21 protein-coding genes and 1 riboswitch are annotated in these 25,165 nt (G+C 74.8%); of the genes, 12 read left to right on the top strand and 9 right to left on the bottom strand.

Annotated features, from left to right (window positions below; all coding sequences use genetic code 11):
* Positions 1-199: 199 nt before the first annotated feature.
* Both ACL02T_RS01890 and ACL02T_RS01885 read right to left on the bottom strand, forming a co-directional pair.
* Positions 200-2,935, bottom strand: coding sequence for an MFS transporter (locus tag ACL02T_RS01890; RefSeq protein ID WP_412828857.1), 2,736 nt, complete (start codon positions 2,933-2,935; stop codon positions 200-202).
* An 80-nt stretch (positions 2,936-3,015) separates the two neighbouring features.
* Entirely contained in the window at positions 3,016-3,510 is a 495-nt protein-coding gene (locus ACL02T_RS01885; RefSeq protein WP_412828856.1) for a MarR family winged helix-turn-helix transcriptional regulator, read from the bottom strand.
* A 160-nt stretch (positions 3,511-3,670) separates the two neighbouring features.
* On the opposite strand from ACL02T_RS01885, the gene ACL02T_RS01880 reads away from it, so the two are divergent.
* Both ACL02T_RS01880 and ACL02T_RS01875 read left to right on the top strand, forming a co-directional pair.
* Positions 3,671-4,258: a TetR/AcrR family transcriptional regulator gene (locus ACL02T_RS01880; protein ID WP_412828855.1), complete on the top strand. Its 588-nt coding sequence runs from the start codon at positions 3,671-3,673 to the stop codon at positions 4,256-4,258.
* Between the two features lie 69 nt (positions 4,259-4,327).
* Positions 4,328-5,461 carry an MBL fold metallo-hydrolase gene (locus ACL02T_RS01875; RefSeq protein ID WP_412828854.1) on the top strand — a complete coding sequence of 378 codons (1,134 nt, stop codon included), beginning with the start codon at positions 4,328-4,330 and terminating at the stop codon, positions 5,459-5,461.
* Positions 5,462-5,524: 63 nt separating this feature from the next.
* Here ACL02T_RS01875 and ACL02T_RS01870 read toward each other — a convergent pair whose 3' ends face one another.
* The 3 genes from ACL02T_RS01870 to ACL02T_RS01860 form a co-directional block, all read right to left on the bottom strand.
* A complete protein-coding gene (locus ACL02T_RS01870; protein ID WP_412828853.1) occupies positions 5,525-6,061 on the bottom strand; it encodes a TraR/DksA family transcriptional regulator in 537 nt (178 codons plus the stop codon).
* 229 nt (positions 6,062-6,290) lie between these two features.
* On the bottom strand, positions 6,291-7,274 hold the full coding sequence (locus ACL02T_RS01865) for an NAD(P)H-dependent flavin oxidoreductase (RefSeq protein ID WP_412828852.1): 984 nt from the start codon (positions 7,272-7,274) through the stop codon (positions 6,291-6,293).
* 145 nt (positions 7,275-7,419) lie between these two features.
* The gene (locus tag ACL02T_RS01860) at positions 7,420-7,743 is read right to left on the bottom strand and encodes a hypothetical protein (protein WP_412828851.1); all 324 of its coding nucleotides are present in this window, start codon (positions 7,741-7,743) and stop codon (positions 7,420-7,422) included.
* A gap of 328 nt (positions 7,744-8,071) precedes the next feature.
* A riboswitch (SAM riboswitch) is annotated at positions 8,072-8,185 on the top strand.
* A 56-nt stretch (positions 8,186-8,241) separates the two neighbouring features.
* On the opposite strand from ACL02T_RS01860, the gene ACL02T_RS01855 reads away from it, so the two are divergent.
* Positions 8,242-9,636 (top strand): aminotransferase class V-fold PLP-dependent enzyme, encoded by a 1,395-nt coding sequence (locus tag ACL02T_RS01855; RefSeq protein ID WP_412828850.1) that lies wholly within the window; start codon positions 8,242-8,244, stop codon positions 9,634-9,636.
* 185 nt (positions 9,637-9,821) lie between these two features.
* Complete coding sequence (treS, locus tag ACL02T_RS01850; protein ID WP_412828849.1) at positions 9,822-12,092, top strand: maltose alpha-D-glucosyltransferase; 2,271 nt, start codon at positions 9,822-9,824, stop codon at positions 12,090-12,092.
* A 71-nt stretch (positions 12,093-12,163) separates the two neighbouring features.
* Here the strand turns inward: treS and ACL02T_RS01845 are convergent, their stop codons facing one another.
* Positions 12,164-13,066: an SDR family oxidoreductase gene (locus ACL02T_RS01845; RefSeq protein WP_412828848.1), complete on the bottom strand. Its 903-nt coding sequence runs from the start codon at positions 13,064-13,066 to the stop codon at positions 12,164-12,166.
* Positions 13,067-13,150: 84 nt separating this feature from the next.
* On the opposite strand from ACL02T_RS01845, the gene ACL02T_RS01840 reads away from it, so the two are divergent.
* A complete protein-coding gene (locus tag ACL02T_RS01840; protein WP_412828847.1) occupies positions 13,151-13,711 on the top strand; it encodes a TetR/AcrR family transcriptional regulator in 561 nt (186 codons plus the stop codon).
* Between the two features lie 22 nt (positions 13,712-13,733).
* Here the strand turns inward: ACL02T_RS01840 and ACL02T_RS01835 are convergent, their stop codons facing one another.
* Both ACL02T_RS01835 and ACL02T_RS01830 read right to left on the bottom strand, forming a co-directional pair.
* On the bottom strand, positions 13,734-14,690 hold the full coding sequence (locus tag ACL02T_RS01835; protein WP_412828846.1) for a PfkB family carbohydrate kinase: 957 nt from the start codon (positions 14,688-14,690) through the stop codon (positions 13,734-13,736).
* Positions 14,687-15,091 (bottom strand): SRPBCC family protein, encoded by a 405-nt coding sequence (locus tag ACL02T_RS01830; protein WP_412828845.1) that lies wholly within the window; start codon positions 15,089-15,091, stop codon positions 14,687-14,689. Before ACL02T_RS01830 ends, ACL02T_RS01835 begins: the two co-directional genes overlap by 4 nt.
* A 385-nt stretch (positions 15,092-15,476) precedes the next feature.
* On the opposite strand from ACL02T_RS01830, the gene ACL02T_RS01825 reads away from it, so the two are divergent.
* On the top strand, positions 15,477-15,959 hold the full coding sequence (locus tag ACL02T_RS01825; RefSeq protein ID WP_412828844.1) for an HIT family protein: 483 nt from the start codon (positions 15,477-15,479) through the stop codon (positions 15,957-15,959).
* A gap of 22 nt (positions 15,960-15,981) precedes the next feature.
* Positions 15,982-18,021, top strand: a complete 2,040-nt coding sequence (locus tag ACL02T_RS01820; RefSeq protein WP_412828843.1) for a TPM domain-containing protein — start codon at positions 15,982-15,984, stop codon at positions 18,019-18,021.
* Positions 18,022-18,157: 136 nt separating this feature from the next.
* On the opposite strand, the gene ACL02T_RS01815 is transcribed toward ACL02T_RS01820, so the two are convergent.
* Positions 18,158-18,811 (bottom strand): GntR family transcriptional regulator, encoded by a 654-nt coding sequence (locus tag ACL02T_RS01815; protein WP_412828842.1) that lies wholly within the window; start codon positions 18,809-18,811, stop codon positions 18,158-18,160.
* 104 nt (positions 18,812-18,915) lie between these two features.
* On the opposite strand from ACL02T_RS01815, the gene ACL02T_RS01810 reads away from it, so the two are divergent.
* The 5 genes from ACL02T_RS01810 to ACL02T_RS01790 are packed head-to-tail and all read left to right on the top strand — an operon-like array spanning position 18,916 to position 25,140.
* A complete protein-coding gene (locus ACL02T_RS01810) occupies positions 18,916-20,133 on the top strand; it encodes a sarcosine oxidase subunit beta family protein (protein WP_412828841.1) in 1,218 nt (405 codons plus the stop codon).
* A 17-nt stretch (positions 20,134-20,150) separates the two neighbouring features.
* Positions 20,151-20,432, top strand: a complete 282-nt coding sequence (locus tag ACL02T_RS01805; protein ID WP_412828840.1) for a sarcosine oxidase subunit delta — start codon at positions 20,151-20,153, stop codon at positions 20,430-20,432.
* Positions 20,429-23,197, top strand: coding sequence for a 2Fe-2S iron-sulfur cluster-binding protein (locus ACL02T_RS01800; RefSeq protein WP_412828839.1), 2,769 nt, complete (start codon positions 20,429-20,431; stop codon positions 23,195-23,197). Before ACL02T_RS01805 ends, ACL02T_RS01800 begins: the two co-directional genes overlap by 4 nt.
* A complete protein-coding gene (locus ACL02T_RS01795; RefSeq protein WP_412828838.1) occupies positions 23,187-23,753 on the top strand; it encodes a sarcosine oxidase subunit gamma in 567 nt (188 codons plus the stop codon). Before ACL02T_RS01800 ends, ACL02T_RS01795 begins: the two co-directional genes overlap by 11 nt.
* A gap of 19 nt (positions 23,754-23,772) precedes the next feature.
* A complete protein-coding gene (locus ACL02T_RS01790; protein WP_412828837.1) occupies positions 23,773-25,140 on the top strand; it encodes an L-serine ammonia-lyase in 1,368 nt (455 codons plus the stop codon).
* The last annotated feature ends 25 nt before the right edge of the window (positions 25,141-25,165 follow it).

The raw sequence follows: 25,165 nt of genomic DNA, 5'->3' as shown, positions 1-25,165 counted from the left end.
CGACGAGTCCGCAGCGCCGTCGTCGCGTCGCAGGTCGTGTCCGACGGGGCGAGGTGCCGGGTGCGACGCCCCCTGCGTCGCGGCAGGGTCACCGCGCCGTGGGCGCCGGCGGTGCGCGGGACCGTCACCGGGGAAGGTGGGTGCACACCCGACGAGCAGGCCCGGCACCGCGTGGTGCCGGGCCCGTCGTGTGTTCCGGTCAGTCCCCCGCGACCGGCTGGGGCGGCCGGATCGAGGGCGCCGGCACCCCGCCGGGAGCCGGCGCGCCGAGGGCCACGCGCACCTCGGCCGTCGAGCCGGGGTCGACCCGCACGACCTGGACGTCCGGCGCGTACCCGGCCGCGGTGAGCGTGTAGGTGCCGCTCGGCAGGTCGGCGAAGGCGAACCCGCCCTGATCGTCCGTGCTCGTCGAGGCGACCACCTCGCCGTCGGGACCTACGAGCGTCGCGACGGCGTCGGGCACGGCCCGGCCGCTGCTCGCGGCGGTCACGGTGCCGCGCAGCCCGGCCCGGTCCGGCAGGCGGACGTCGTGCACGAGCGAAGCGCCGTCGGCCAGCGTCACCGTGGACGCCACCGGCACGCCCGGCCCCGCCGCGGCGAGGGTGAACGCCCCCGCGGAGACCCCGGCGATCCGGTAGCGACCGGTTTCGTCCGTGCGGGCCGCTCCGGCGACGTCGCCGCGCGCGTCGATCAGCGTGACCGTGACCCCGGCGGCCGGCACGGCGTGCTCGCCCCGCGACACGGTCCCGGACACCTCGCTGCCGCCGCCGAGCGTGACGTCGTGCCGCACCGGGCGGTCGGCCACGGCGACCATGGACGCCGAGGGCCGTAGCGTTCCCGCCGACACGACCAGCAGGAACGTACCGCCGGTGGACAGGTGGAACTCGAAACCGCCGTCGGGCTCGGTGGCGGTCCGGGCGATCTGCTCCCCCGTCCCGGCCGTCAGCGTGACGACGGCCTGTCCCAGTCCGGCCCCGCCGGTGCGGCTGACGAAGCCGTAGACCGCGGGCCCGACGCCGTCCGGATCGGCCGGCCGATCGGCGGTGACGTGGTGCGGCATGGCGTGCCGCCCCCGGTGCCAATCCTCGGGGTGCCAATCCTCGGGGTGCCAATCCTCGGGGTGCCAATCCTCGGGGTGCCAATCCTCGGGGTGCCGGTTCGCGGGCTGCCCGTTCTCGGGGTGCCCGTCCCCGGGGTGCCGGTGCTCGGCGACGTCGGATCGGGCGGGCAGCTCCGCGGGGGTCGAGGTGGTGACCGGCGCCGCGACGGCCGCCGCGGGAGCGGCCACACCGGGCAGGGCACCGGCGGGCGCGACCGAGGGGGCCCCGCCGTTGGCGCCGACGTTCTGCTCGGCCTGCTGCTGGATCCCGCTCAGCGTGCGCAGCGGGACCTCCTTGATGAACACGATCGCGAGCAGCGAGACGATCGCGAGCCCGCCCGCGACCAGGAAGATCCGGGCCGTCGCGTCGCCGTACGCACCCCGGACGATGTCCGCGACGAAGGCGGGCAGCTCGTTCAGCGAGCCGATCCCGACCTCACCGGAGCCCGCACCGGTGATCGGCACGCCGGCGTCGGACAGGCCCTGCGTGGTGAGGTCCGCGACCCGGGTCGCCAGGATGGCACCGAGGACCGAGACCCCGACCGTGCCGCCCAGCGACCGGAAGAAGGTGACGGTCGACGACGCCGCGCCCAGGTCGGTGACCTTGACCGTGTTCTGCACGGCCAGCACGAGGTTCTGCATGGTCATGCCCATGCCGATGCCGAGCACGGCCAGGTAGACGCCCATGAGCCAGATGTCGGTGGCGTGGTCGATCGTGGACAGCAGGCCGAATCCGACGACCATCAGCACCGCGCCGGTGACCAGGAAGACCTTCCACCTCCCGAGCCTGGTGATCAGGATCCCGGACACCGTGGCGGACAGCGTCGAACCGATGATCATGGGCAGGGTCAGCAGGCCGGAGGCCGTGGGCGAGTAGCCGCGCGCGATCTGGAAGTACTGGCCCAGGAAGACGGCGCCGCCGAACATCGCGACGCCGACCGCGATGCTCGCGATCACCGCGAGCGTGGTGGTGCGCTCCTTGAACAGGTACAGCGGGACGATCGGCTCCGCCGCCCGCGACTCCACGAACACCGCGAGCCCCAGCAGGACGACGCCGATCGCGAGGAGCAGCCACGACGTGCCCGAGCCCCACGCGAACTCGTTGCCGGCCAGGGTGACCCAGATCAGCAGGTCGCAGACCCCGGCCGCGATCAGGGCGGCGCCCAGGTAGTCCACCCTCACCCGGCGCGTGACCACGGGCAGGTTCAGCGTGCGCTGCACGACGACCAACGCGACCACCGCGAACGGCGCGCCGACCCAGAAGCACCAGCGCCAGCCCAGTGAGCTGTCCACGATCACGCCGCCGATCAGCGGCCCGGCGACCGTGGCCAACGACATCACCGCAGCGATCGGGCCGGTGTAGCGGCCGCGCTCGCGGGGGCTGATCATGGCCGCGATCACGATCATGATCAGCGACTGCAGCGCGCCGAGTCCCAGGCCCTGGACGGCCCGCCACGCGATCAGGACGTCGACGGACTGGGAGAACCCGGCGAGGACCGACCCGCCGATGTAGCAGACGATACCGAGCTGCACCAGCAGCTTCTTGGAGAACAGGTCCGCCAGCTTGCCCCAGATCGGGGTGCTCGCCGTCGAGGACAGCAGGGTCGCGGTGACGACCCAGGTGTACTGGCTCTGCGAGCCGTGCAGGTCCGTGATGATCGTCGGCAGCGCGTTCGAGACGATCGTCGCCGACAGGAACGCGGTGAACATCGCCAGCAACATGCCGGACAGCGCCTGCAGGACCTGGCGGTGCGTCATGGCGCCGTCGGGGGAGCCGGGCGGCTGCGCCGCCGGTGCGCTGGGCGCGAGCGGCGTCTCGCCGCGGGTGGTGGACACGCGTGCTTCCTCGTCTCTGGCAATTCTCGGGTGGTGCGGAGGCGGGGCGCCACGGGGTACCGGATACCCCGGCGGCGCGGCTAACCGGTGCCGGCCGGGTCCGGGCGCCGGCGCGGGGGCGGCGGGATGCGGTGCAGGTCGGCGACCAGACCCCGCAACTCCCCGGCGATCCGCCCGACCTCCTCGTCCGTGCGATGGGCCAGGGCGGCGGCGACCTGCTGAGCGCGGTGCTCGCGGTACGCGGCGAGGGCGGCGCGGCCCCGGTCGGTCACACCTACCAGGTAGGCGCGGCGGTCCTCCGGGTCGGGGCGTCGGTCGACGAGGCCGGCCTCCTCGAGCGCGGCGACGCGTCGGCTGATCACCGACGCGTCGACGTCGAGTGCGGCGGCCAGCACACCCAGCCGCTGCTCCCCGTCGGCGACGAGCAGGCCCAGCAGCCCGGCCCGGGACGGGTGCAGCACACACGCGCCCTCGCCCACCGCCTCGGCATCGGCCAGGTGGCGGGCCAGGCGCCCGAGGCCGACGAACTCGCGGATGACCTCCACGAGGTCGGACGCCGTCGACGTGCTGACCACTGCCTCCCCTTTGGTTGCTACACGCAAGCATACACACATGCTTGCGCCATGCAATTTCGGCTCCGCCACCTTCGCCCCATCGGGTCCGGACCGTGCGGGCCGTCCCGCCCGCGCCCGGGGCCGCCGCGGCCGCACGCGGCGCGGCTAACCTGGCCCGGAGATGAGCACCTCGCCCGCCGCGGGCCGCCCGCGCGATCCCGACGTCGACCGACGGGTCGCCAGCGCGGCTGTCGAACTGTTCGGCACGCAGGGCTGGGCGGGCTTCAGCGTCGAGGCGGTGGCCCGGCGCGCCGGGGTCGGCAAGGCGTCGATCTACCTGCGCTGGCCGAGCAAGGAGGCGCTGCTCGTCGGCGCGCTGGCCGACCGCGTGCCGCCCGTGGCCGACGTCGACACCGGCACCGTGCGCGGCGACCTCGTCCGGCTCGCCCGCCAGCTCCTCGAGATGCACCTCGGCCCGTCCGGGCGTGCGGTCGAGCGGATGGGGCTCGACGCGCCGCAGCTGCCCGGGGTCGCCGAGCGGTGGGAGCGGCACCGCGAGGCGCAGGTCCGGGCCGCGCGGGCAATGGTGCGGCGCGGGATCGAGCGCGGGGAGATCCCGGCCGACACCCCCGTCACGCTGCTGCTCGACACGCTGTGCGGCGGCGTCGCCCTGCACGTCTCGTCCACACCGGAGCGGCTCCGGCCGGCGATCGACGTCGAGGACTATGCCGAGCGTCTCGTCACGTTCCTGATGCGCTCGGTTGAGTGAGCGGGCCGGCGGGCGTTACCGTCCGAGGGGGTTTACGGACGTTCGGCGTCCAGGAAGTGGGGTGTCCACGTGGTGCACAAGGTCCCCGCGGGTGGCGTCCCCGCGGGCGTGGAGGTCGTCGGCACCGCGCAACGCGCGGCGTGGGCCGCGAAGGTGCTCCCGCCCGTCGAGCGGCTGGAGGCGGGCCTGTGGTCCGTGCCGGTCCCGATCCCGCACAACCCGCTGCGCTACACGCTCTGCTACCTCGTTCCCGGCGACGACGGCGTGGTCGTCGTCGATCCCGGCTGGGACACCGAGGACACCTGGTCGGCCCTGGTCGCCGGGCTCGCCGCATCGGGGGCGACCTTCGACGACGTCGTCGGGATCGTGGCGACGCACGTCCACCCGGACCACCACGGCCTCTCGGCTCGCCTGGCCGAGCGCAGCGGCGCCTGGGTCGCGATGCACCCGGCCGAGGCGGCCACCCTTCCGCAGCGGTGGAGCGGCAGCGCCGAGGACCGACGCGACGCCATGGCCGGATGGCTCTGCGGGTGCGGTGCGCCCGACGCCGAGGTCGGTGAGCTGACCGGGCCCCGCAGCGGCGGGCCGGGGGGCGAGATGGCCGAGCCGGACGTCCTGCTGGAGGACGGCGACGCCCTCCCCCTGAAGGGTCGCACGGTTCGCACACTGTGGACACCGGGACACACGCCGGGGCACATCTGCCTGCTCGAGGCCGACGCCGGGGTGCTGCTGACCGGCGACCACGTCCTGCCGCGGATCACCCCCAACATCGGCCTGACCCCCGGCTCCGACGACCCGGCCCTCGCCACCTTCCTGGACTCGCTCGAGCGTGTCGCCGGCACGGACTCCGAGCACGGCGGCCTCACCGCGCTGCCCGCGCACGAGTACCGGTTCCGGGGCCTCGCCGCACGATCGCGCGCGCTGCAGGCGCACCACGCCGAGCGCTGCCGCGAACTGCTCGGGATCGTGCGGGAGGCCGGCGAGCCGACGATGTGGGAGATCGCGGCCCGGCTGACCTGGTCGCGGCCGTGGGAGGAGGTCGGCCCGATGCGGATCGGCGCGCTGGCCGAGACCGCCTCGCACGTGCGCTACCTCGTCGACCGTGGCGAACTCGAGTGCCTCGGCGGCGCGCCGGGCGCCATCACGGCTCCCGTGCCGGACAGCACGCCGAGGGTCAGGCTGGCTCGCCGCGCGGTCGCCTGAGGTGGGCCGGCCCGACGGGTCGCCGAGGGTCGGCCGGCATGTTGCGCGGATCGGGGGCCGGCATCAGCGGCGACGCGGCCGGTCTGCGCAGGCGAGGCAGGTCTCGGCGGCGGGCAGGGCCTCCAGGCGGACGTCGGGGAGGGCGGCACCGCACCGGGTGCACAGCCCGTAGGTCCCGCGACCGAGCCGGTCGGCGGCGCGGTCCAGGGCCGCGATCTCGCCCCGGGCCCCGGCGAGCAGGCCGAGGAGCTGGGCGCGCTCGAAGCCGATGGTGACGCCCTCGGGGTCGTGCTCGTCGTCGTGCGTGGTCAGTGCCTGTTGCTCGGCGAGCGCCGCCACCTGCACCTCGAGCGCCGCCTGCCGAGCGACGGCGGACTCGCGCGCCGCGGCGATCCGGTCGCCCGCAGTGCTCTCGCCGAGAGTGCTCCCGTCGGTGGTGCTCTCGTCGGTGGTGCTCTCGTCGGTGGTGCTCTCGTCGGGGGTGCACTCGCCGGGGGTGCCCTCGCCGGGGGTGCTCTCGTCGGGGGTGCTCTCGTCGGGGGTGCTCTTCCCGGGAGCATCGGGGTCCGGGTCGGGGTCGGGGTCGGGGTCGGGAGGCACGCCTCCCAGTCTCTCCCGGCCCCGACCGCCCGGCCAGCTGCCGACCCGCGCGAGCCCACGGCCCGCCTCACCGAACAGCCCGACTCACCGAAGCCCACAGCCCGACTCACCGAAGCCCACGGCCCGACTCGCGCTGCGGGCACTCCCGACTCACCGAAGCCCACGGCCCGACTCGCGCTGCGGGCACTCCCGACTCGTGCTGCGGGCACTCCCGACTCGCGGAGGTGGGTCAGACCGCGGCCGGTGCTCCGACCATGCCGGACAGGCGGCCGGTGATGATCTCCTCGGCGTCCCGGACGATGCGGCTGATCAGCTCCTCGCAGGTCGGGACGTCGTGGATGAGCGCCTGCACCATGCCCGCCGACCAGATGCCGTGGTCGAGGTCGCCGGTCTCGTAGACCATGGCGCCCCGCGTGCCCGCCACCAGGTCCTTCACGTCCTCGAACCGGGCGCCGGCGGCGAGCTTCTCCACGACCTCGCGGGACACGGCGTTGTCGGCCACCCGCGCGGTGTTGCGGAGCTGGCGGAAGATCAGCCGGGTGTCGCGCTCCCCCGCCTCGACCAGCCTGTCCTTGACGTTCTGGTGGATGCCCGACTCGACGGTCGCCATGAACCGGGTGCCCATGTTGATGCCGTCGGCACCCAGCGCGAGCGCTGCGGCGAGCCCGCGCCCGTCACCGAAGCCGCCGGATGCGATGAACGGGATCTCCACCGCGTCGGCGGCGGCGGGGAGCAGGATCAGCCCGGGGACGTCGTCCTCACCGGGGTGCCCGGCGCACTCGAAGCCGTCGATCGACAGGGCGTCCACGCCGAGCTCCTGCGCCTTGAGACCGTGCCGGACGGAGGTGCACTTGTGGATCACCTTGATCCCGGCGGAGTGGAAGTGCTCGAGGTGCTCGATCGGGTTCGCCCCGGCGGTCTCGACGAAGGGCACGCCCTCCTCGATGATCACCTGGCGGTACTCCGCGTAGGGCGGCGGGGTGATCGCGGGCAGGATGGTGAGGTTGACGCCGAACTTCTCGTCGGTCAGCTCCCGGCAGCGCCGGATCTCCGCCCGCAGGTCCTCCGGGGTGGGCTGGGTGAGGGCCGTGATGAAGCCCAGGCCACCCGCGTTCGCCACCGCCGCGACGAGCGGCGCCCGTCCCACCCACTGCATGCCGCCCTGCGCGATGGGGTGCTCGACCTCGAACAGCTCCGTGAACCGCGTCCGCATCCTTGCTCCGCTCCCCGCCCGCCCGCGACGGCCCGCCCGCCCGGCTCATCCGGCCGCCGCGAGCGCCTCACTGAACGAACGATCGAATAGGTCTCGTCGGCATGATCGTGCCCGGCCGCCGCGAGGCGCGTCAACGCACTCCGGCTCACGTCACGGCGGAGGTCACGCGGACCGGGGACCGCAGGAACATCTCGTCGGGCCACGGCCCCGCCCCGACGACGGCGGTGAAGTGCCCGTCGATCCACTCCCGCTCGGCGGCCCGGTGTCCCGCCGCATCAGCCGGACGCGGCAGGCCCGACCACCCGCACTCGCACCGCGCGAGCACCGCGACGTATCCCGAGCGGCCGTCCCGGGCCTCCGACCGGATGTCGGTCCAGATGTCGGTGGCCCGCCCCGCGGCGTCCAGACCGGCCACGAACCCCTCGTGCTCGTCCGTCGACTCGTCGGCCGCCGGCCCGATGAACAGCATGATCACAGCCTGTCTCCGCGGACGTCGCGGCGGGAAGCTCCCGGGAGGTTCCTCACCCCGCCCGGTCCGCGAACGGCTTCGGTGGACCGACGAGCGGGCGGCCGGGTCTCGACGGCCGCCGGATGGCCCCGGCGGTCGGCGGACGGAGTCGGCGGGCTTCGGAGTGGTGTGCCCGACCAGCGAGGAGCCGCCAGGAACCGGCGGCGCAGAAGGCCGCCCGGCACGGACGCAGCCGCAGCCCCACCCCACGCGAGCACGCCCCGGATGCCGATGCCGGGCTCGGCTCGCACTTGACCGCGCCACGGCGCGCGACCTACCGTCGTCGCCAGGTCAAGAGCGCCAGCGCCAAGCCCCGGCTCGCTGGCCGGCAACCCTCCTCCGCGGCGGGGTGCTCCGGGTGACGACCGGGCCGCCGCGGACCCGCGGCCGGCAAGCGCGGACCCTCACGTCCGGCACGTCGTGCCGCACCGGGTCCTGAGCGATCCGGGAGGATCGACCATGTCCGACGTCCGTACCGCCGTCACCACCGCGCCGCTGCGCACCGCCGGCGCATCGCGGCGCACCGGCGCCCCCGACCCGACGCCGCTGCCGGCGCTCGTCGGCACCGGGCTGCCGGTCCCGCTGGTCGACGGCCGCACCGTGCCCTGTGTCAACCTCGACCTCGCCGCCAGTGCCCCCGCCCTGCGCGCGGTCGCGGACCACGTGACCGAGCTGCTGCCCTACTACTCGAGCGTGCACCGCGGCGCCGGCTACGCCTCGCAGGTCTGCACCTCGGTCCTCGAGGGCGCCCGGCACACCGTGGCCCGCTTCGTCGGGGCCCGCCCGGACGACGTCGTCGTGTTCACCCGCAACACCACGGACGCGCTCAACCTGCTCGCCGGCGCGGTCCCGGGCGCGACGCTCTGCCTCGACGTCGAGCACCACGCCACGCTGCTCGCCTGGCGCGGCACCGACCACCGCGTGCTGCGGGCCCCGGACACCGTCGGCGAGACGCTCGACCTCCTGCGGGACGCGCTGACCGCCGAGCGGACCGCACTGCTGGCGATCACCGGCGCCTCCAACGTCACCGGCGAGATCCTGCCGATCGACGAGATCTGCGCGATCGCGCACGCCGCGGGTACCCGCGTGGTGCTCGACGCCGCGCAGCTCGCCCCGCACCGCCGCGTCGACCTCGCGGTGTCCGGTGTGGACTACGTCGTGCTGTCCGGGCACAAGCTCTACGCCCCCTACGGCGCCGGCGCGCTGGTCGGGCGGCGGGACTGGCTCGACGTCGCCGCCCCGTACCTCGCCGGCGGCGGCGCGGTCCGCTCGGTCGGTGTGGAGGACCGCACCGCGGAGGTGAGCTGGGCCCCGGCACCGCACCGGCACGAGGCCGGCACGCCGAACGTCCTCGGCGCCGCCGCGATCGCCGCCGCCTGCCGCGTGCTCGATCCGGTGATCGACGAGATCGTCCCGGCCCACGAGCGCGCCCTCCTCGCGCGGCTGCTCGGTGGGCTGTCCGGCACCGTCCGCCCGCTCCGGATCTGGGCCGACGCACCGGACCGGGTCGCGGTCGTCTCCTTCACGGTCGCCGACATCCCGGCCGGTCTCGTCGCGGCCGCGCTGTCCGCCGAGCACGGGATCGGGGTGCGCGACGGGCGGTTCTGCGCCCACCCCCTGCTCGCCCGCCTCGCGGGCGGGGCCGACGCCGTCCGGGTCAGCCTGGGCCTGAACACCACCGGGTCCGACGTCGACCGGCTCGTCGGGGCCGTCCGCGCGATCGCGGCCTCCGGCCCGCGGTGGGACTACCGCGAGGTCGACGGCCGGTGGACGCCCGTCCCGGACCCCCGCGACCTCGACCCGCTGCGGCTGGGCACCGACGCCGGACCGGGTGGAGCGGTCTGCGGGCACTGAGCGGTCTGCGGGCACTGAGCGGTCTGGGGGCACCGAGGCGTCGGGCCGAGCGGTGCGGCACACCGCTCGGCCCCTACGGACGGGTGGACGGGCGCATCGTCGGCGCGTCACCGTCGTTTCCCCGCAGGCGTGGGTGGTACACCCACCCCGGGCGACGACCGGGTCGCGGCGAGCACGGAGAGTAGATGGCAGACGACGCAGCGCTGTCCGAGGCGCAGACCGAGGAGACCGGGGACAGCTCGGAGCAGCAGCCCCATGAGCCCAGCGAGATCACCTACGCGGAGCACCTGCATCCCGCGCGGCCCCGCACGCTGCGCCACCGCGCCCGGGCCAAGTCGCCCGTCCTCCGGCGGTCGGTGGCGAAGGACGGCGCGGCGACCGGGGAGAACCCGGCGTACGTGTCGTGGCTGCTCAGCCAGTCCATGTTGGCCGACGCCAACGAGATCGGCCGGCAGTTCTCCGGCCAGGGCACGATGTGGCAGAACCCGTTCGCCGATCCCGGCCCGCGCCAGGCCGTGGAGTCGGCGTCGGTGTGGTTCACGGCCTACCCGATCTCGCTGATCACCCGCCCCGGCCAGTCCTTCCTCGCCGCGCTGGGCGAGGAGGAGCTCTGGAACGCCTTCTGCACCATCGGCATCGAGGCGATCCACACCGGACCGGTCAAGCGGGCCGGCGGCATCGCCGGCTGGCAGTACACGTCCAGCGTCGACGGGCACTTCGACCGGATCGGCACCGAGATCGACCCCGCCTTCGGCACCGAGGCCGAGTTCCGCGCGATGTGCGGCATGGCCACCTGGTCCGGCGGCACGATCATCGACGACATCGTGCCCGGCCACACGGGCAAGGGCGCGGACTTCCGGCTCGCCGAGCTGAAGTACGCCGACTACCCCGGCATCTACCACATGGTGGAGATCGAGGAGGAGGACTGGAACCTCCTGCCCGACGTGCCGGCCGGCCGGGACTCGGTGAACCTCGACGTCGCCACGGAGGAGGCGCTGGAGAAGGCCGGGTACATCATCGGCCGGCTGCAGCGCGTCATCTTCTACGCGCCGGGTGTCAAGGAGACGAACTGGAGCGCGACCAAGCCGGTCGTGGGCGTCGACGGCGTCGCCCGGCGATGGGTGTACCTGCACTACTTCAAGGACGGGCAGCCCTCGATCAACTGGCTCGACCCCTCCTTCGCCGGGATGCGGCTGGTGATCGGCGACGCCGTGCACTCGCTGGCCGACCTGGGCTCCGGTGCGCTCCGGCTCGACGCGAACGGCTTCCTCGGCGTCGAGAAGAGCGCCGAGGGGATGCCGGCCTGGTCCGAGGGCCACCCGCTCTCCTCCGCGGCCAACCACCTGATCGCGAGCATGGTGCGCAAGCTCGGCGGGTTCACCTTCCAGGAGCTCAACCTCACGATCGACGACATCCGCGCCACCTCCGAGGCCGGCCCGGACCTGTCCTACGACTTCGTGAACCGCCCCGCGTACCACCACGCCCTGGTCACCGGCGACACCGAGTTCCTGCGGCTGACCCTGCGGACCTCGCTGGAACTGGGCGTCGAGCCCGCCGGGCTGGTGCACGCCCTGCAGAACCACGACGAGCTGACCTACGAGCTCGTCCACTGGGCCACCGGGCACCGCGACGACCCGTTCCCCTTCGCCGGGGAGGAGCTCACCGGCGAGCAGCTGGCCGAGCGGGTCCGCGCGGACCTCACCGAGGGGCTGACGGGCGAGCGGGCGCCCTACAACCAGGTGTTCACCACCAACGGGATCGCCTGCACGACGGCCACCGTCATCGCGGCGACGCTCGGGCTGTCCTCACTCGACACCATCACGGACGACGACGTCCCGGAGATCATGCGGGTCCACCTGCTGCTGGCGATGTTCAACGCCCTGCAGCCCGGCGTGTTCGCGCTGTCCGGCTGGGATCTCACCGGCATGCTCACCCTGCCGGCCGACGACGTCGCCGAGCTGATCGGCGAGGGCGACACCCGCTGGGTCCACCGCGCCGCGCACGACCTCATGGGCGTCGCCCCGCACGCGGTCAGGTCCGCGTCGGGAATGCCTCGGGGCCGCTCGCTCTACGGTCCCCTGCCCGCCCAGCTGGAGGACGAGCGCAGCTTCGCCCGGCAGCTGCAGGCGATCCTGGCCGTCCGGTCGCGCTACGGGATCGCCGTGGCGCGGCAGGTAGACATCCCGGACGTCTCCCACCGCGGCATGCTCGTCATGGTCCACGAGCTCGACCCGGGCGAGGACGGCGACCGCCGGATGCACGTCACGGTGCTGAACTTCGCCGCCGAACCCGTCGTCGGCACCGTCCGCTCCGAGCACCTCGTCCCGGGTAGCCGGGTCACCGACATGTTCACCGACAAGGAGTGCGCGGTGGTCGACGACCTGCAGGCCTTCGTGGTGGAGCTCGAGCCGCACCAAGGGCATGCGCTGCTGCTGGAGGTGCCCGCCGAGGACTGACGGGCTCCGCCGCCCGTGCGCGGTCGGTGGTGCCGGCGCACCACCCACCGCGCACAGTGACGGCCGGGCGGTCAGGCGGCGGTCGCGCTGCGGAAGTAGTGCCCCTCCCCCAGGTCATCGAGGAGACCCGGGTGGGTCGGCTCCCAGCCGAGCTCGGCCCGCGTCAGCGCGTTCGAGGCCGGGCAGTCGGCGGCGAAGAAGCGGCCGAGCCAGCCGAAGTGCTCCGCGGCTCGCTCGGCGGACACCGGGACCACCGGCAGGCCGAGCCCACGCCCGATGGCCTCGGAGATCGCCCGCGCGGGCACCCCCTCCTCCGCGACGGCGTGCAGGACCGAGCCCGCGCGCGCCTGCTCCACCGCGAGGCGGACGAGGACGCCGGCGTCCCGCTGGTGGACGGCCGGCCAGCGGTTGGAGCCGTCGCCGACGTAGGCGGAGACGCCCTGGGCCCGCGCGATGTCCACCAGTCTGGCCACGAAGCCGTGGTCGCCGTCGCCGTGGACCGTCGGGGCGAAGCGCACGACGGACGACCGCACTCCGCGCTCCGCGAGCGCGAGCGTGGCCGCCGCGCTGGCCGTCCGCGGGTGCGCGGCGGGATCCGGCTCGTCGCGCTCGGTCGCGACGCGGCCGGGCGCGAGGCCCGCGACGCCCGAGGCGACGACGAACGGCCGGTCGGTGCCCTCGAGGACCCCGCCGATCGCCGCGATGGCGGCCAGGTCCATCCGGGCGGCCTCGGCCATCTGCGAGAAGTCGTGGTGGTAGGCGAGGTGGACGACGCCGTCGGACCCGTCCGCGCCGGCCCGCAGGCTCTCGAGGTCGTCCAGACCGCCGCGGTGCACCTCGGCGCCCAGGGCCGCGACAGCGGCCGCCGCGGCATCCGAGCGGGCCAGGCCGAGGACCCGGTGCCCCGCGCCCTGCAGCTCACGGACGGCCGCCGAGCCGATCCAGCCGGATGCCCCGGTGACGAAGACGCGCATGGGGAACCCTCCCGAGTATCGATGTCACTTGATGACATCACCGTAGCCTCGATGTCAGCAAGTGTCATCATTAGACTCCCGCGGATGGGTCGCTGGGAGCCGAACGCGAGCGGGCGCCTGCGCGAGGCCGCCCTGGACCTCTACGTCGAGCGCGGCTTCGAGCAGACGACGGTCGCCGAGATCGCGGCCCGCGCCGGCCTCACGGCGCGCACCTTCTTCCGGCACTTCGCCGACAAGCGGGAGGTGCTCTTCGCCGGCTCGGAGCTGCTGGAGCAGCAGATGGTCGCCGCGCTCGACGGCGCCCCGGACGCGGCGTCGCCGATGGACGCGGTCGGGGCGGCCCTCGACGCCGCCGCGGTCGCGCTCGGCCGCAACCGCGACTTCTCGCGGCGGCGCCACCTCGTCATCGTCGCCAACGGCGAGCTGATGGAGCGCGAGCTGATCAAGATGACGAGGCTGACGGCGGCCCTCACCGAGGGGCTGCGCCGGCGCGGCGTACCGGAGGGGGACGCGCGGCTGGCCGCGGAGGCGGGGGGCGCCGTCCTCCGGGTCGCCTTCGAGCAGTGGGTCACCGGGTCCGAGCAGCAAGACCTGGCGCAGGTGATGCGCGAGTCCGTCGGGCGGCTGCGCTCCCTCACGCGCTGACGCAGGTTCGTCCGCGTCGGGATCAGCGCGCGGCCAGCTCGTCCTCGATCCGTCGGCCGGACGGCATGCCGCCGCGCGCCCCGCTCCCCGCGACGGACAGTGCGGCGGCCACCACCGCGCGTCGGACCGCCCGCGGCACCGTCTCCCCCGCCGCCAGCCCGGCCGCGAGGACGCCGTTGAAGGTGTCGCCGGCGCCGGTGGTGTCCCGGACCGCGGGGGCCGGGTGGGCCGGGACCTGCTCGACCCCGCCGCCGGGGTCGACGACGAGAGCCCCGTCGCCGCCCAGGGTCACCACGACCTCCGCGTTCGTCCGCCGGGCCAGCGCGGTCGCCTGTTCCTCGACCGGACCGGCCTCCTCGCCGTGCGGCAGGAGGGCCGCCAGATCCCGGATCTCGGTGGTGTTGGGGGTCAGCACCGGCCCGTGCCGCAGCAGCCGGCCGATCACCGGCAGCACGGGCGCCGGGTTCAGGACGCACCGGATTCCTCGTGCCGCGGCGGTCTCGACCGCCGCGGCCACGGCGTCCTCGGGAATCTCGGTGCTGACCAGCACACATCCCGCCCGGTCGGCCGACCGGTCGACGGCGGATCGCACCGCCTCCGGGTCGACGGCCGCGTTCGCCCCGCCGCCCACCGCGATCTGGTTCTCGCCGTCCGCGTCGACCACGATGAGCGCGACCCCGGTCGGCACGTCGTCGAGCACCGCGACCCCGCCGACGTCGATCCCCTCGGCCCGCAGCTCGGCGACGGCACCGGAGCCGACGTCGTCGGCCCCGACCGCCCCGACGTACCGGACCGCGGCGCCCGCGCGCGCCGCGGCCACCGCCGCGTTGGCACCCTTGCCACCGCCGAACCGCTGCACCCCGGGCCCGACCACGGTCTCGCCGGGGCCGGGCAGCCGCGGCGCCCGCACCACCATGTCGACGTTCACCGCGCCGACCACGAGCACTCGCCCCGGCCCGCCCTCAGCAGGTCCGGTCACGGGCGGGAGAGCAGGCGGGCGAGGGTGTCGAGGTCGGCCTGCACCGCGGCGAGGTCCCGCTCCGCGTCCGCGTCGCTCATGCCGGGCCGCTGACGGACTGTGAAGACGAGGTCGCAGCCGTCCCCGTTGGGCAGGACCCGGACCGGGTTGGAGACGACCTCCCCGCTGGGCAGCGTGACGTCGTGGTCGAGCACGCCGAACTCGTTGCGCGGCGCGAAGGCGATCTCGACGGTGCCCATCGGCGACTCGGTGATCCACCGGCCCTCGTGCAGCTCGACGCTCGACGAGGCGAGGCCGGCCGCCCAACGGGGCAGGTTGGTGGGATCGGCGACGAAGGCGTAGACCTCGGCCGTGGGCGCCTCGATCCGGACGCCGAGGTGCCGGCTGGGGAGAGTGGACACGGGCACTCCTTCCGCTCGGGCCGCCCACCCTGCCACGCACCCCCGACAGGATCACCCGGCCCCGTCGACCGTCATGATCACCACCTGCGGTGGATTCCGGCCACACACGGCCGCCGGCCACCGTACGAGGCGATCATGGACCGAACACATCGACGTACGCACCCACCGTCCCGTGAGGACTCACCGGCCGCGCGGGCGCGCGGATCGTCCCCGGGGGCGTCTGGTGGATCACCGTCGATGGGCTCGGTGATCCGGACGGCTCCTGGCACGGCGGAGCCGGGTCCTCATACCGGGCGTGTCCGGGCCCGGCGACGACGCAGCCAGGGGGCGTCCGGGCGCGGAGACCGCGGCGGACGATCCACCAGCCGTCCCCTAGCGTCGACGCATGAGCGACAGCGCGGATCCGTCGTCCGACACCCGGCTCGAGGCCCTCCGGCGCGGCGAGAAGCTCCCGAACCTGATCGCCGAGACGGCGTCGGGGTTCGCGGTGTTCGGCGACCACCAGAAGCTCCCCGGCTACTGCCTGCTGATCCACCGGGCCGAGGTCGAGCACCTCGACGACCTCGGCGAGACCGAGCGGATCCGCTTCCTGTACGAGCTGTCCCTGCTCGGCCAGGCGGTGCGCACCGCGCTGCGGGACGACCGGCAGTTCCGCAGGGTCAACTACGAGGTCCTCGGCAACACCTGGCCGCACCTGCACGGGCACGTCCACGCCCGGTACGAGTGGGAGCCGGACGACTACAAGTTCCTGCCGGTCTGGCGCTACCCGGACCTGCACGGCGCCGAGCACGCCGCCGGGACGCGGCACGAGGAGCTGAAGGAGCGGATCGCGCTCGAGCTGCGGGCCCTGCTCACGGGCGGTCTGTAGCCCGTCGGGGCGAGGGTCCAAGATGGCGGGCGTCGCCCTGCCGAAGGAGATCACCGTGCGCCGGTTCGCCGCGCTCGCCGTCCTGCTCGTCCTGCCGTTCCTGCTGCTGCCCGGCAGCGCCGCCGCGGACCCGCCCTTCCGCGTACCCGGGCCCGTCACCGACCGGGCCGACGCCCTCGACGCAGCCGGCCGCGCCCGGGTCACCGAGGCGATCGACCGGCTGCGCGCCGACCGCGGCTACGACCTGTTCGTCGTGTACGTGCCTTCGTTCGACGGCCGGGACGGGCAGCGGTGGGCCGACGCCACCGCGGTCGCCTCACAGCTCGGGCGCGACCAGGTGCTGCTCGCCGTCGCGACGGAGGACCGCGTCTACGGGCTGTCGGTCGACGACGCCTTCCCGGAGTCCGACGCGTCGATCCTCGAGATCCGGCGGGACGCCGTGGAACCCGCGCTCGCCCGGGACGACTGGGCGGGGGCCGCCGTCGGTCTGGCCGACGGGCTGCGTGGGACCGGCAGCGGTGCCACGATCCCGTTGCTCGTCGGTGGCGGGGTGGTCGTCGCCGGCGGCGCGGCGTGGCTCGTGAGCCGCCGCCGGCGCGCGACGCGGGCGGCACCGACCCCCGGCCCCGCGCCCGCCGGACCGCCCGACCCCGCGCCCGGCGAGTCCACGCAGGACCTCGCCTACCGCTCCAGCCAGGCGCTCCTGCAGGTCGACGACGCCGTCGGCACCTCGGAGGCCGAGCTCTCCGCCGCCCGCGCCCACTTCGGCGAGGAGGCGGTCGCCGGGTTCGCCGCGGCGCTCGAGGCCTCGCGCGCGGACATGCTCGCCGCCTTCGAGATCCGCCAGCGGCTCGACGACGACGTCCCCGAGACCGAGCCGGAGCGGCGCGCGATGCACGGGGAGATCATCCGGCTCGCTACTCGGGCCGACGACCGGCTCGACCACCAGGTCGAGGCCTTCGACCGGCTCCGCGCCCTCGAGGCCGACGCCCCCGGCTACGTCGACGGGATCGCCGCCCGGCTCTTCGGGCTCATCGCCCGGGTGCCGGAGGCCGAGCAGCAGTGGGCCGAGCTCGGCCGGCGGTGGGCGCCCACGGCGCTGGAGCCCCTGGCGGAGAACCTGCCGCAGGCGCACGCGTTGCTCGCCAACGGGCAGAAGGAGCTCGACGAGGCGCGGGCCCGGCTCGGCGCGTCGCAACCCGCGCTCGCCGTGGTCGACGGGCGGGCGGCGGAGGACGCGGCGACGCAGGCGGAGACCCTGCTCGACGGGATCGCCCGCCGCGGGAGCGAGCTGACCGACGCGGCGGCCCGGGTGCCGGCCGCGCGGGCGGCGGTCGAGCAGGACCTGGCCGAGGCCTCGGCGCTGCCGCAGGTCGACCCCGGCGTCACGGCCCGGGCACGGGCGGCGGTGGCGGCCGCGGACACGGCGGCGCGCGGGCCCGGCGTCGGGTCCGCACCCGACGGTGGGACGGCTGCGCTCCCCGACCCGCTCGCGGCGCTGCGCCTGCTCGACGAGGCGGGCACCGCACTCGACGCGGCGATCGCGGACGCCCGGGAGTCCGCCGAACGGGCGCGCCGGGCGGCGGCCGCGTGGGAGCAGGCGCTGGTGACGGCCCGGTCGGCGGTGGCGGCGGCGTCGGACTTCGTGTCCACGCGGCGCGGCGCGGTGGGCGCACCGGCGCGGACGCGGCTCGCCGAGGCGCAGCGGCACCTCGCCGCGGCGACGGCGGGCGGCGACCCGGCGGCGGCGCTGCGCGAGGCGCAGCAGGCGGAGGCGCGGGCGCAGGAGGCCCTGCAGCTGGCGCAGGCGGACGTCTCGCGCTGGTCGGGGCCCTCCGGCAGCGGCGGCGGCAGCGGGCTCGGCGGCGAGCTCGGCGCACTGGTGCTCGGCGGGATCCTGTCCGAGGCGATGCGGGGCGGCGGCTACCGCGGCGGCGGGGGCGGCGGGTTCGGCGGCGGATTCGGGGGCGGGTTCGGAGGCGGACGCTCCGGCGGCCGCGTCCCCGGCAGCTTCGGCGGCTCCTCCAGCCGGGGCCGTCGGGGCGGCGGCGGGCGCTTCTGACGACGGCCGTAGTCAGGGCGCACTATGGAACCCTAATGTGCCACATCATGCTGTCCTGGCGCGCTATGGAACCATAATGCGCCAGATATCGTCTTCTTAGCGCGTCATGGAGCCATAGTGCGCGCGAGTAAGCAGGTCACAGGAGGGCGCGGATCGCCTTCTCGAATCCCACCACGTGGCCCAGCGCCAGTTCCGCGGCCTTCTCCCCCTCCCCCGCGACGACGGCGCGGAGCAGGTCGGCGTGCTCGTGGACGTGGCCGGGCAGGCCGGGCAGCCGGTCGAGGAAGAGGACCCAGATCCGGGTGGCCAGGTTGTCGAGCCGTACGCAGACGTCCTCCAGGTGCGGGTTCCCGGTGGCGCGGTAGAGCGCCCGGTGGACCTCGACGTCGGCACGCAGCAGCTCGCGCGGGTCGCCCACGGGGTCCAGCGCGGCGACGCGTTCGCCGAGCTCGGTCAGTGCGGCGCGGGCCGCGGACCCCGCGGACCGCGCGGCGGTGCGGGCGGCGAGCGGCTCCAGGCTCAGCCGGACCTCGGACAGGTTCGCCAGGTCGGTGATGTCCACGGCCGTCGCGAAGGTGCCCCGCCGGGGATAGGCGACGACGAGCCGGTCGCCCTCCAGCCGTTTCAGCGCCTCCCGCACGGGGGTCCGGCCGGTGCCGAGCTCGGCGGCCAACCGGTCGTCGTTGAGGGGGTCACCGGGCCGGATCTCGAGCATGACGAGGCGGTCCCGGATCGCCTCGTACGCCCGATCGGCCAGCGACCCCGCTTCTCCCGCGGCAGCGACGCTCACGTTCCCTCCCCCTTGACCGACCTCGATGACGTGCCTACCGTACCTCACGATTGATATACCAGCCTGTGCGATCTGTTCGGGCAGACCGTAGGACGGAGTCCTGCATGGCCGAGCAGCTGCCGGAACACCCCGATTTCCTGTGGCGGACGCCGGAGCCGAAGAAGTCCTACGACGTGGTCATCGTCGGTGGGGGTGGGCACGGTCTGGCCACGGCGCACTACCTCGCCCGCAACCACGGGATCCGAGATGTGGCGGTGCTGGAGAAGGGCTGGCTGGCGGGCGGGAACATGGCCCGCAACACCACGCTGATCCGGTCGAACTACCTGTGGGACGAGTCCGCGGCGATCTACGAACACTCCCTCGGGCTGTGGGAGGGCCTGGAGGAGGACCTGGGCTACCCGATCCTGTTCTCCCAGCGCGGGGTGCTCAACCTGGCCCACACCGAGCAGGACGTCCGCGACTCCGTCCGCCGGGTCGAGGCCAACAAGCTCAACGGGATCGACGCCGAGTGGCTCGGCCCGGACCAGGTGGCCAAGCTGTGCCCGATCGTCAACGTCTCCGCCGACATCCGCTACCCCGTGCACGGCGCCACCTACCAGCCCCGCGCCGGGATCGCCAAGCACGACTACGTGGCGTGGGGGTTCGCCCGCCGCGCCGACGAGGCCGGGATCGACCTGATCCAGGACTGCGAGGTCGTCGGCTTCAGCACCGACGGCGACCGGGTCACCGGGGTGCGCACCACCCGGGGGGACATCGCCTGCGGGCGGGTCGCGCTGTGCGCGGCCGGGCACACCAGTGTGCTGCTCGACATGCTCGGGGTGCCGACGCCGCTGCAGTCCCACCCGCTCCAGGCGCTGGTCTCGGAGCTGCTGGAGCCGGTACACCCGACGGTCGTGATGTCCAACGCCGTGCACGTCTACGTGTCCCAGGCACACAAGGGCGAACTCGTCATGGGCGCCGGGGTGGACTCCTACACCGGCTACGGCCGACGCGGGGCGTTCCACATCGTCGAACGCCAGATGGCCGCCGCGGTGGAGCTGTTCCCCGTCTTCGCCCGGGCGCACCTGCTGCGCTCCTGGGGCGGGATCGTCGACGTCACCCCCGACGCCTCCCCGATCGTCGGGCACACCCCCTACGAGAACGTGTTCCTCAACTGCGGCTGGGGCACCGGCGGGTTCAAGGCCACCCCCGGGATCGGGTGGTGCCTGGCCGACACCGTCGCGCACGGGCGCCCCCACCCCTACGTCGCCCCGTTCGCCCTCGACCGGTTCGTCACCGGCGCGCTCGTCGACGAGCACGGCGCCGCGGCCGTCGCCCACTGAACCAGGAGAAGACACCGATGCAGTTGATCCACTGCCCCTGGTGCGGCCCCCGCGAGGAGGTCGAGTTCCACTACGGCGGCCAGGCCCACCGCGCCTACCCGAGCGACCCCGTCACGCTGTCGGACGAGCAGTGGGCCCGGTTCGTGTTCTTCCGGGACAACCCCGAGGGCCCCTCCGCCGAACGCTGGACCCACGCCGCCGGCTGCCGGCGCTGGTTCCACGCCGTGCGCGACACCCGCACCTACCGGTTCCTCGCCACCTACCGCATCGGCGAGCCCCGTCCGGAGGTCGGCGCATGAGGATCGACGGCTACGGACGCGTCGTCGACCGCACCCGCACCCTGACCTTCACCTTCGACGGCGAGCAGTACACCGGCCACCCCGGCGACACGCTGGCGTCGGCGCTGCTGGCGAACGGGGTCCGCCGCGTCGCGACCAGCGTGAAGCTCGGCCGGCCGCGCGGCATCACCGCCGCGTGGAGCGAGGACCCGACCGGGCTCGTGCAGGTCGAGGAGCCCTTCCCTGAGCCCATGCTGCTCGCCACCACGATCGAGCTGGTCGACGGCCTGGTCGCCAGGGGTCTCGGCGGCCGCGGCCGGCTCGCGGAGGTCCCCGACACCGCGCGCTACGACCGCCGGTACACGCATTGCGAGACCCTCGTGGTCGGCGCCGGGCCCGCGGGCCTGCTCGCCGCGCGCACCGCCGCGCGCCGGGGCGACCGCGTGGTACTCGTCGACGACCGCCCCGCCGCGGGCGGCGCGCTGCTCGGCACCGAGCGGATCTGCGGACGGAGCGCCGACGAGTTCGTCGCCGACACGATGGCCGAGCTGCGGGCGGATCCGGACGTCCGGGTCCTGCCGCGCACCACGGCGTTCGGCCACTACGACGACGGCTTCGTGCTCGCCCTGGAGCGTCGCACCGACCACCTGGCCGACCCTCCGCGGAACCTCTCGCGCCAGCGGGTCTGGCGCATCCGGGCCGCCCACGTCGTCGTCGCGACCGGGGCGCACGAGCGGCCGATCGTGGTCGAGGACAACGACCGCCCCGGGATCATGCTGGCCGCCTCGGCCCGGGACCTGCTGCACCGGTTCGGTGTGCTGGTCGGCCGGGAGATCGTCGTCTTCACCACCGACGACGCCGCGCACGCCGCCGCCGCCGACCTCGAGGCCGCCGGCGCCCGTGTCGTCGTCGTGGACCCGCGCTCCACGAGCGGGAGGCCGTACTCCGGCAGCACGTACCGCGCCCGGGTGGTGGGGACGAGCGGCGGGGAGGACGGCGCCGTCACCGCCGTCACGCTCGACGACGGCACCGTGCTCCCCTGCGACACCCTCCTGCTCTCCGGCGGCTGGAACCCGACCGTGCACCTGTTCTCGCACCTGCGCGGCGCGCTGCGGTACGACGCCGAGCTGGGCGCGTTCCGGCCGGGCGAGCCGGTCGACGGGGTCACCGTCGTCGGCGCGGCGAACGGGACCTTCGACCTCGCGGGCTGCCTCGCCGAGGGCCGCGGGGACGGCACCGGCGAGACCCGGGAACCGCCGCCGCCCACCACCCAGGTCCTGTGGCGCACCGAGGGCGATCGGACGAGGCAGTTCGTCGACCTCCAGCGCGACTCGACGGTCGCCGACATCGTGCGGGCCGTCGGCGCCGGCCTCCGCTCGGTCGAGCACATCAAGCGCCACACGACGATCGGCACCGCCCACGACCAGGGTAAGACATCCGGCGTGATCGCCTCCGGGATCACCGCCGAGCTGCTGGGCGTGCCGGTGGAGTCCCTGGGCACCACCACCTTCCGCCCGCCGTACACCCCGGTCGCCTTCGCGGCGTTGGCCGGGCGCGACCGCGGCCGGCTGTTCGACCCCGAGCGCACGACCGCCCTGCACGGCTGGCACGTCGCGGCGGGCGCGGTGTTCGAGGACGTCGGGCAGTGGAAGCGACCGCTCTCCTACCCGCGGCCGGGCGAGGACAGGGAGGCCGCGGTGCTGCGCGAGTGCGCGGCGGCCCGCACCGGCGTCGGCATCCTCGACGGCTCCACGCTCGGAAAGATCGACGTCCAGGGGCCCGACGCCGGCGTCGTCCTCGACCGGGTCTACACGAACATGATGTCGAGCCTGAAGCCGGGCCGGGTCCGCTACGGCGTGATGTGCGGCCTCGACGGCATGGTGATCGACGACGGCACCGTGCTCCGCCTCGCCGACGACCGGTTCCTCGTCATGACCACCACCGGCGGCGCCGCGCCGATCCTCGACCACCTCGAGGAGTGGCTGCAGACCGAGTGGCCGGAGCTGCGGGTCTCGCTGACCTCGGTGACCGAGCAGTGGGCGACCTTCCCGGTCGTCGGGCCGCGGTCCCGGGACGTCATCGGCGCCCTGGCCCCGCACGTCGACGTCTCGAACGCGGCCTTCCCCTTCATGAGCTGGCTCGACACCGTGCTCGACGACGGGGCCGACGGCGTCCCGGTCCGGTTGGCGCGCATCAGCTTCTCCGGCGAGCTGGCCTGGGAGGTGAGCGTGGACGGCTGGCACGCGGGGGCCGTTTGGCGACGCCTGCTGGACCTCGGCGCGCCGTACGGGATCACCCCGTACGGCACCGAGACGATGCACGTCCTGCGCGCCGAGAAGGGCTACCCGATCATCGGGCAGGACACGGACGGCACCGTCACCCCGCAGGACCTCGGCATGGACTGGGTCGTGTCGACGAAGAAGCCGGACTTCGTGGGCAGGCGGTCCTTCGCCCGCCCGGCCACCACGGGCCCGCTGCGCAAGCAGCTCGTGGGCCTGCTGCCGCTCGACCCCGACCTGACGCTGCCGGAGGGCTCGCAGATCGTCGAGCCGACCGACGCGCTGCCGCCGCCCCCGGTGCCGATGCTCGGCCACGTCACGTCGAGCTACCGCAGTGCCGCGCTCGGCCGGACCTTCGCGCTCGCCCTGGTCAAGGGCGGTCACGGACGGATCGGGGAGCGCCTGACCGTGCCGGTCGACGGGGCGCTGGTGCCCGTCGAGGTGACCGGTTCCGTGCTGTTCGACCCCGAGGGGTCCCGTCGGGACGGTGAGCCGAGTGTCCACTGAGATGTCCACCGCGACCACCCTGCGCCCGATGGGGGCGCTCGACGGCTGGGCCGGCCGGTTCGCCGAGCTGCCGGACTCGGTGGCGCTGCTGGCCGAGCCGTTCCACGCGATGGTCGACGTCCGCACCCCGGACCCCGCCGCGCTGGAGGAGCTGGTCGGCGCCCGGCTGCCCGGGCCGAACGCGTGGAGCGGCGGCGAGCGCGTCACCGCGATCTGGCTCGGGCCCGACGAGTGGCTGCTGACCAGCCCCTTCCTCGCACCGGCCGAGCTGGAGGCGGCGGTCCGGACCGCGGGGGCGACCGGGGTGGACGTCTCCGCCCAGCGCACCACGATCCGGCTCCGCGGCGCCCACGCCCGGGACGTCCTGGAGACGGGCTGCGCGATCGACCTGCACCCGCGCGCCTTCGGGGCCGGGTCGGCGGCGGTGACGCTGCTCGGCCGGGCCGGGGTGGTGCTGCTCGGCCTCGGGCCGGCGGACCACCGGATCCTCGTGCGGTCCTCCTTCGCGACCTACCTCGCGGAGTGGCTGCTCGACGCCGCGAGCGAGTTCCGATGACGGGGTGGTGGCTCGAGCCATGACGGTCTCCGCGTTCGACCTGTTCAGCGTCGGTATCGGCCCCTCGAGCTCGCACACCGTCGGCCCGATGCGGGCGGCGCTGCGGTTCGCCGGGCGGCTCGAGCGCGAGGGCCTGCTCCCCCGCGTCGCGCACGTGAAGGCGGAACTGTTCGGCTCGCTCGGCGCCACCGGGAAGGGCCACGGCAGCGTCGGCGCGGTGGTGCGCGGGCTGGCCGGGGAGGCGCCCGAGACCGTCGACCCGCGCAGCCCCACCGTCGACGACGTCCGGGGCACCGGGCGGCTGCGGCTGCTCGGTCGGCACGAGATCGGCTTCCGGGCCGAGGACGTCGTGCTGCACCGGCGGCGGACGCTGCCCTTCCACCCCAACGGGATGCGGTTCACCGCACACGACGGGACCGGCTCGGCGCTGCTGAGCGCGGAGTACTTCTCCGTCGGCGGCGGCTTCGTGCTCGACGAGGCGCAGCAGGCGCTCCTGCCGCCCGAGCCCGAGGTCCCGTACCCGTTCGCGGCCGGTGCCGAGCTGCTCGCCCGCTGCCGCGAGACCGGGCTGCCGGTCAGCGGGGTCGTGCAGGCCAACGAGTGCGCCCGGATGCGGCGCCTGCGCCCGGACGTCGACCCCGAGGCCGAGGTCCGGCGCGGCCTCCTCGCGCTCTGGGCGGTCATGCAGGAGTGCGTGGAGCGGGGCTCGACGACCGGCGGCGTCCTCCCGGGCGGGCTGAAGGTCCGGCGCCGCGCGGCCGCCCTGCGGGAGGCGCTGGAGGCCGAGCCCACCGCGGAGTCCGGCGAGTGGGTCGCCCTCTTCGCCCTGGCCGTGAACGAGGAGAACGCCGCCGGCGGCCGGATCGTCACCGCGCCGACCAACGGCGCGGCCGGGATCGTGCCCGCCGTCCTGCACTACTACCGCCGGTTCTGCAGGACCTCGTCCGACGACGGCGTGATCCGGTTCCTGCTCACGGCCGCCGCCGTCGGCTCGCTGTTCAAGGAGAACGCCTCCCTCTCCGGCGCCGAGGTCGGCTGCCAGGGCGAGGTCGGCTCGGCCTGCTCGATGGCCGCCGCGGGCCTCGCCGAGGTCATGGGCGGCACCCCGGAGCAGGTGGAGAACGCCGCGGAGATCGGCATCGAGCACAACCTCGGCCTGACCTGCGACCCGATCGGCGGGCTCGTCCAGATCCCGTGCATCGAGCGCAACGCCGTGGCGTCGACGAAGGCGATCACCGCGGCCCGGATGGCGGTGCGCGGCGACGGGCAGCACCACGTCAGCCTGGACAAGGCGATCCGGACCATGCGGATCACCGGCGCGGACATGAAGACCAAGTACAAGGAGACGAGCCGCGGCGGGCTGGCCCTCACCGTGGTCGAGTGCTGAGCCGTCGGGTGCTGAGCCCGGCCCG

Origin of the sequence: Pseudonocardia oceanicola (assembly GCF_047200735.1) — a bacterium.
Taxonomy (GTDB): Bacteria; Actinomycetota; Actinomycetes; order Mycobacteriales; family Pseudonocardiaceae; genus Pseudonocardia.
Note: the sequence above shows the minus strand (reverse complement) of the source record. Positions and strands in the feature narration are given on the sequence as shown.

Bases quoted from the DNA above. Each gene is read 5' to 3' on its own strand.
- ACL02T_RS01790 (WP_412828837.1), top strand. From the start codon at position 23,773: ATGACGGTCTCCGCGTTCGACCTGTTCAGCGTCGGTATCGGCCCCTCG.
- ACL02T_RS01865 (WP_412828852.1), bottom strand. From the start codon at position 7,274: ATGCGGACGCGGTTCACGGAGCTGTTCGAGGTCGAGCACCCCATCGCG.
- ACL02T_RS01805 (WP_412828840.1), top strand. From the start codon at position 20,151: ATGCAGTTGATCCACTGCCCCTGGTGCGGCCCCCGCGAGGAGGTCGAG.
- ACL02T_RS01825 (WP_412828844.1), top strand. From the start codon at position 15,477: ATGAGCGACAGCGCGGATCCGTCGTCCGACACCCGGCTCGAGGCCCTC.
- treS (WP_412828849.1), top strand. From the start codon at position 9,822: ATGGCAGACGACGCAGCGCTGTCCGAGGCGCAGACCGAGGAGACCGGG.
- ACL02T_RS01855 (WP_412828850.1), top strand. From the start codon at position 8,242: ATGTCCGACGTCCGTACCGCCGTCACCACCGCGCCGCTGCGCACCGCC.
- ACL02T_RS01860 (WP_412828851.1), bottom strand. From the start codon at position 7,743: ATGCTGTTCATCGGGCCGGCGGCCGACGAGTCGACGGACGAGCACGAG.
- ACL02T_RS01810 (WP_412828841.1), top strand. From the start codon at position 18,916: ATGGCCGAGCAGCTGCCGGAACACCCCGATTTCCTGTGGCGGACGCCG.
- ACL02T_RS01880 (WP_412828855.1), top strand. From the start codon at position 3,671: ATGAGCACCTCGCCCGCCGCGGGCCGCCCGCGCGATCCCGACGTCGAC.
- ACL02T_RS01840 (WP_412828847.1), top strand. From the start codon at position 13,151: ATGGGTCGCTGGGAGCCGAACGCGAGCGGGCGCCTGCGCGAGGCCGCC.
- ACL02T_RS01820 (WP_412828843.1), top strand. From the start codon at position 15,982: ATGGCGGGCGTCGCCCTGCCGAAGGAGATCACCGTGCGCCGGTTCGCC.
- ACL02T_RS01800 (WP_412828839.1), top strand. From the start codon at position 20,429: ATGAGGATCGACGGCTACGGACGCGTCGTCGACCGCACCCGCACCCTG.
- ACL02T_RS01845 (WP_412828848.1), bottom strand. From the start codon at position 13,066: ATGCGCGTCTTCGTCACCGGGGCATCCGGCTGGATCGGCTCGGCGGCC.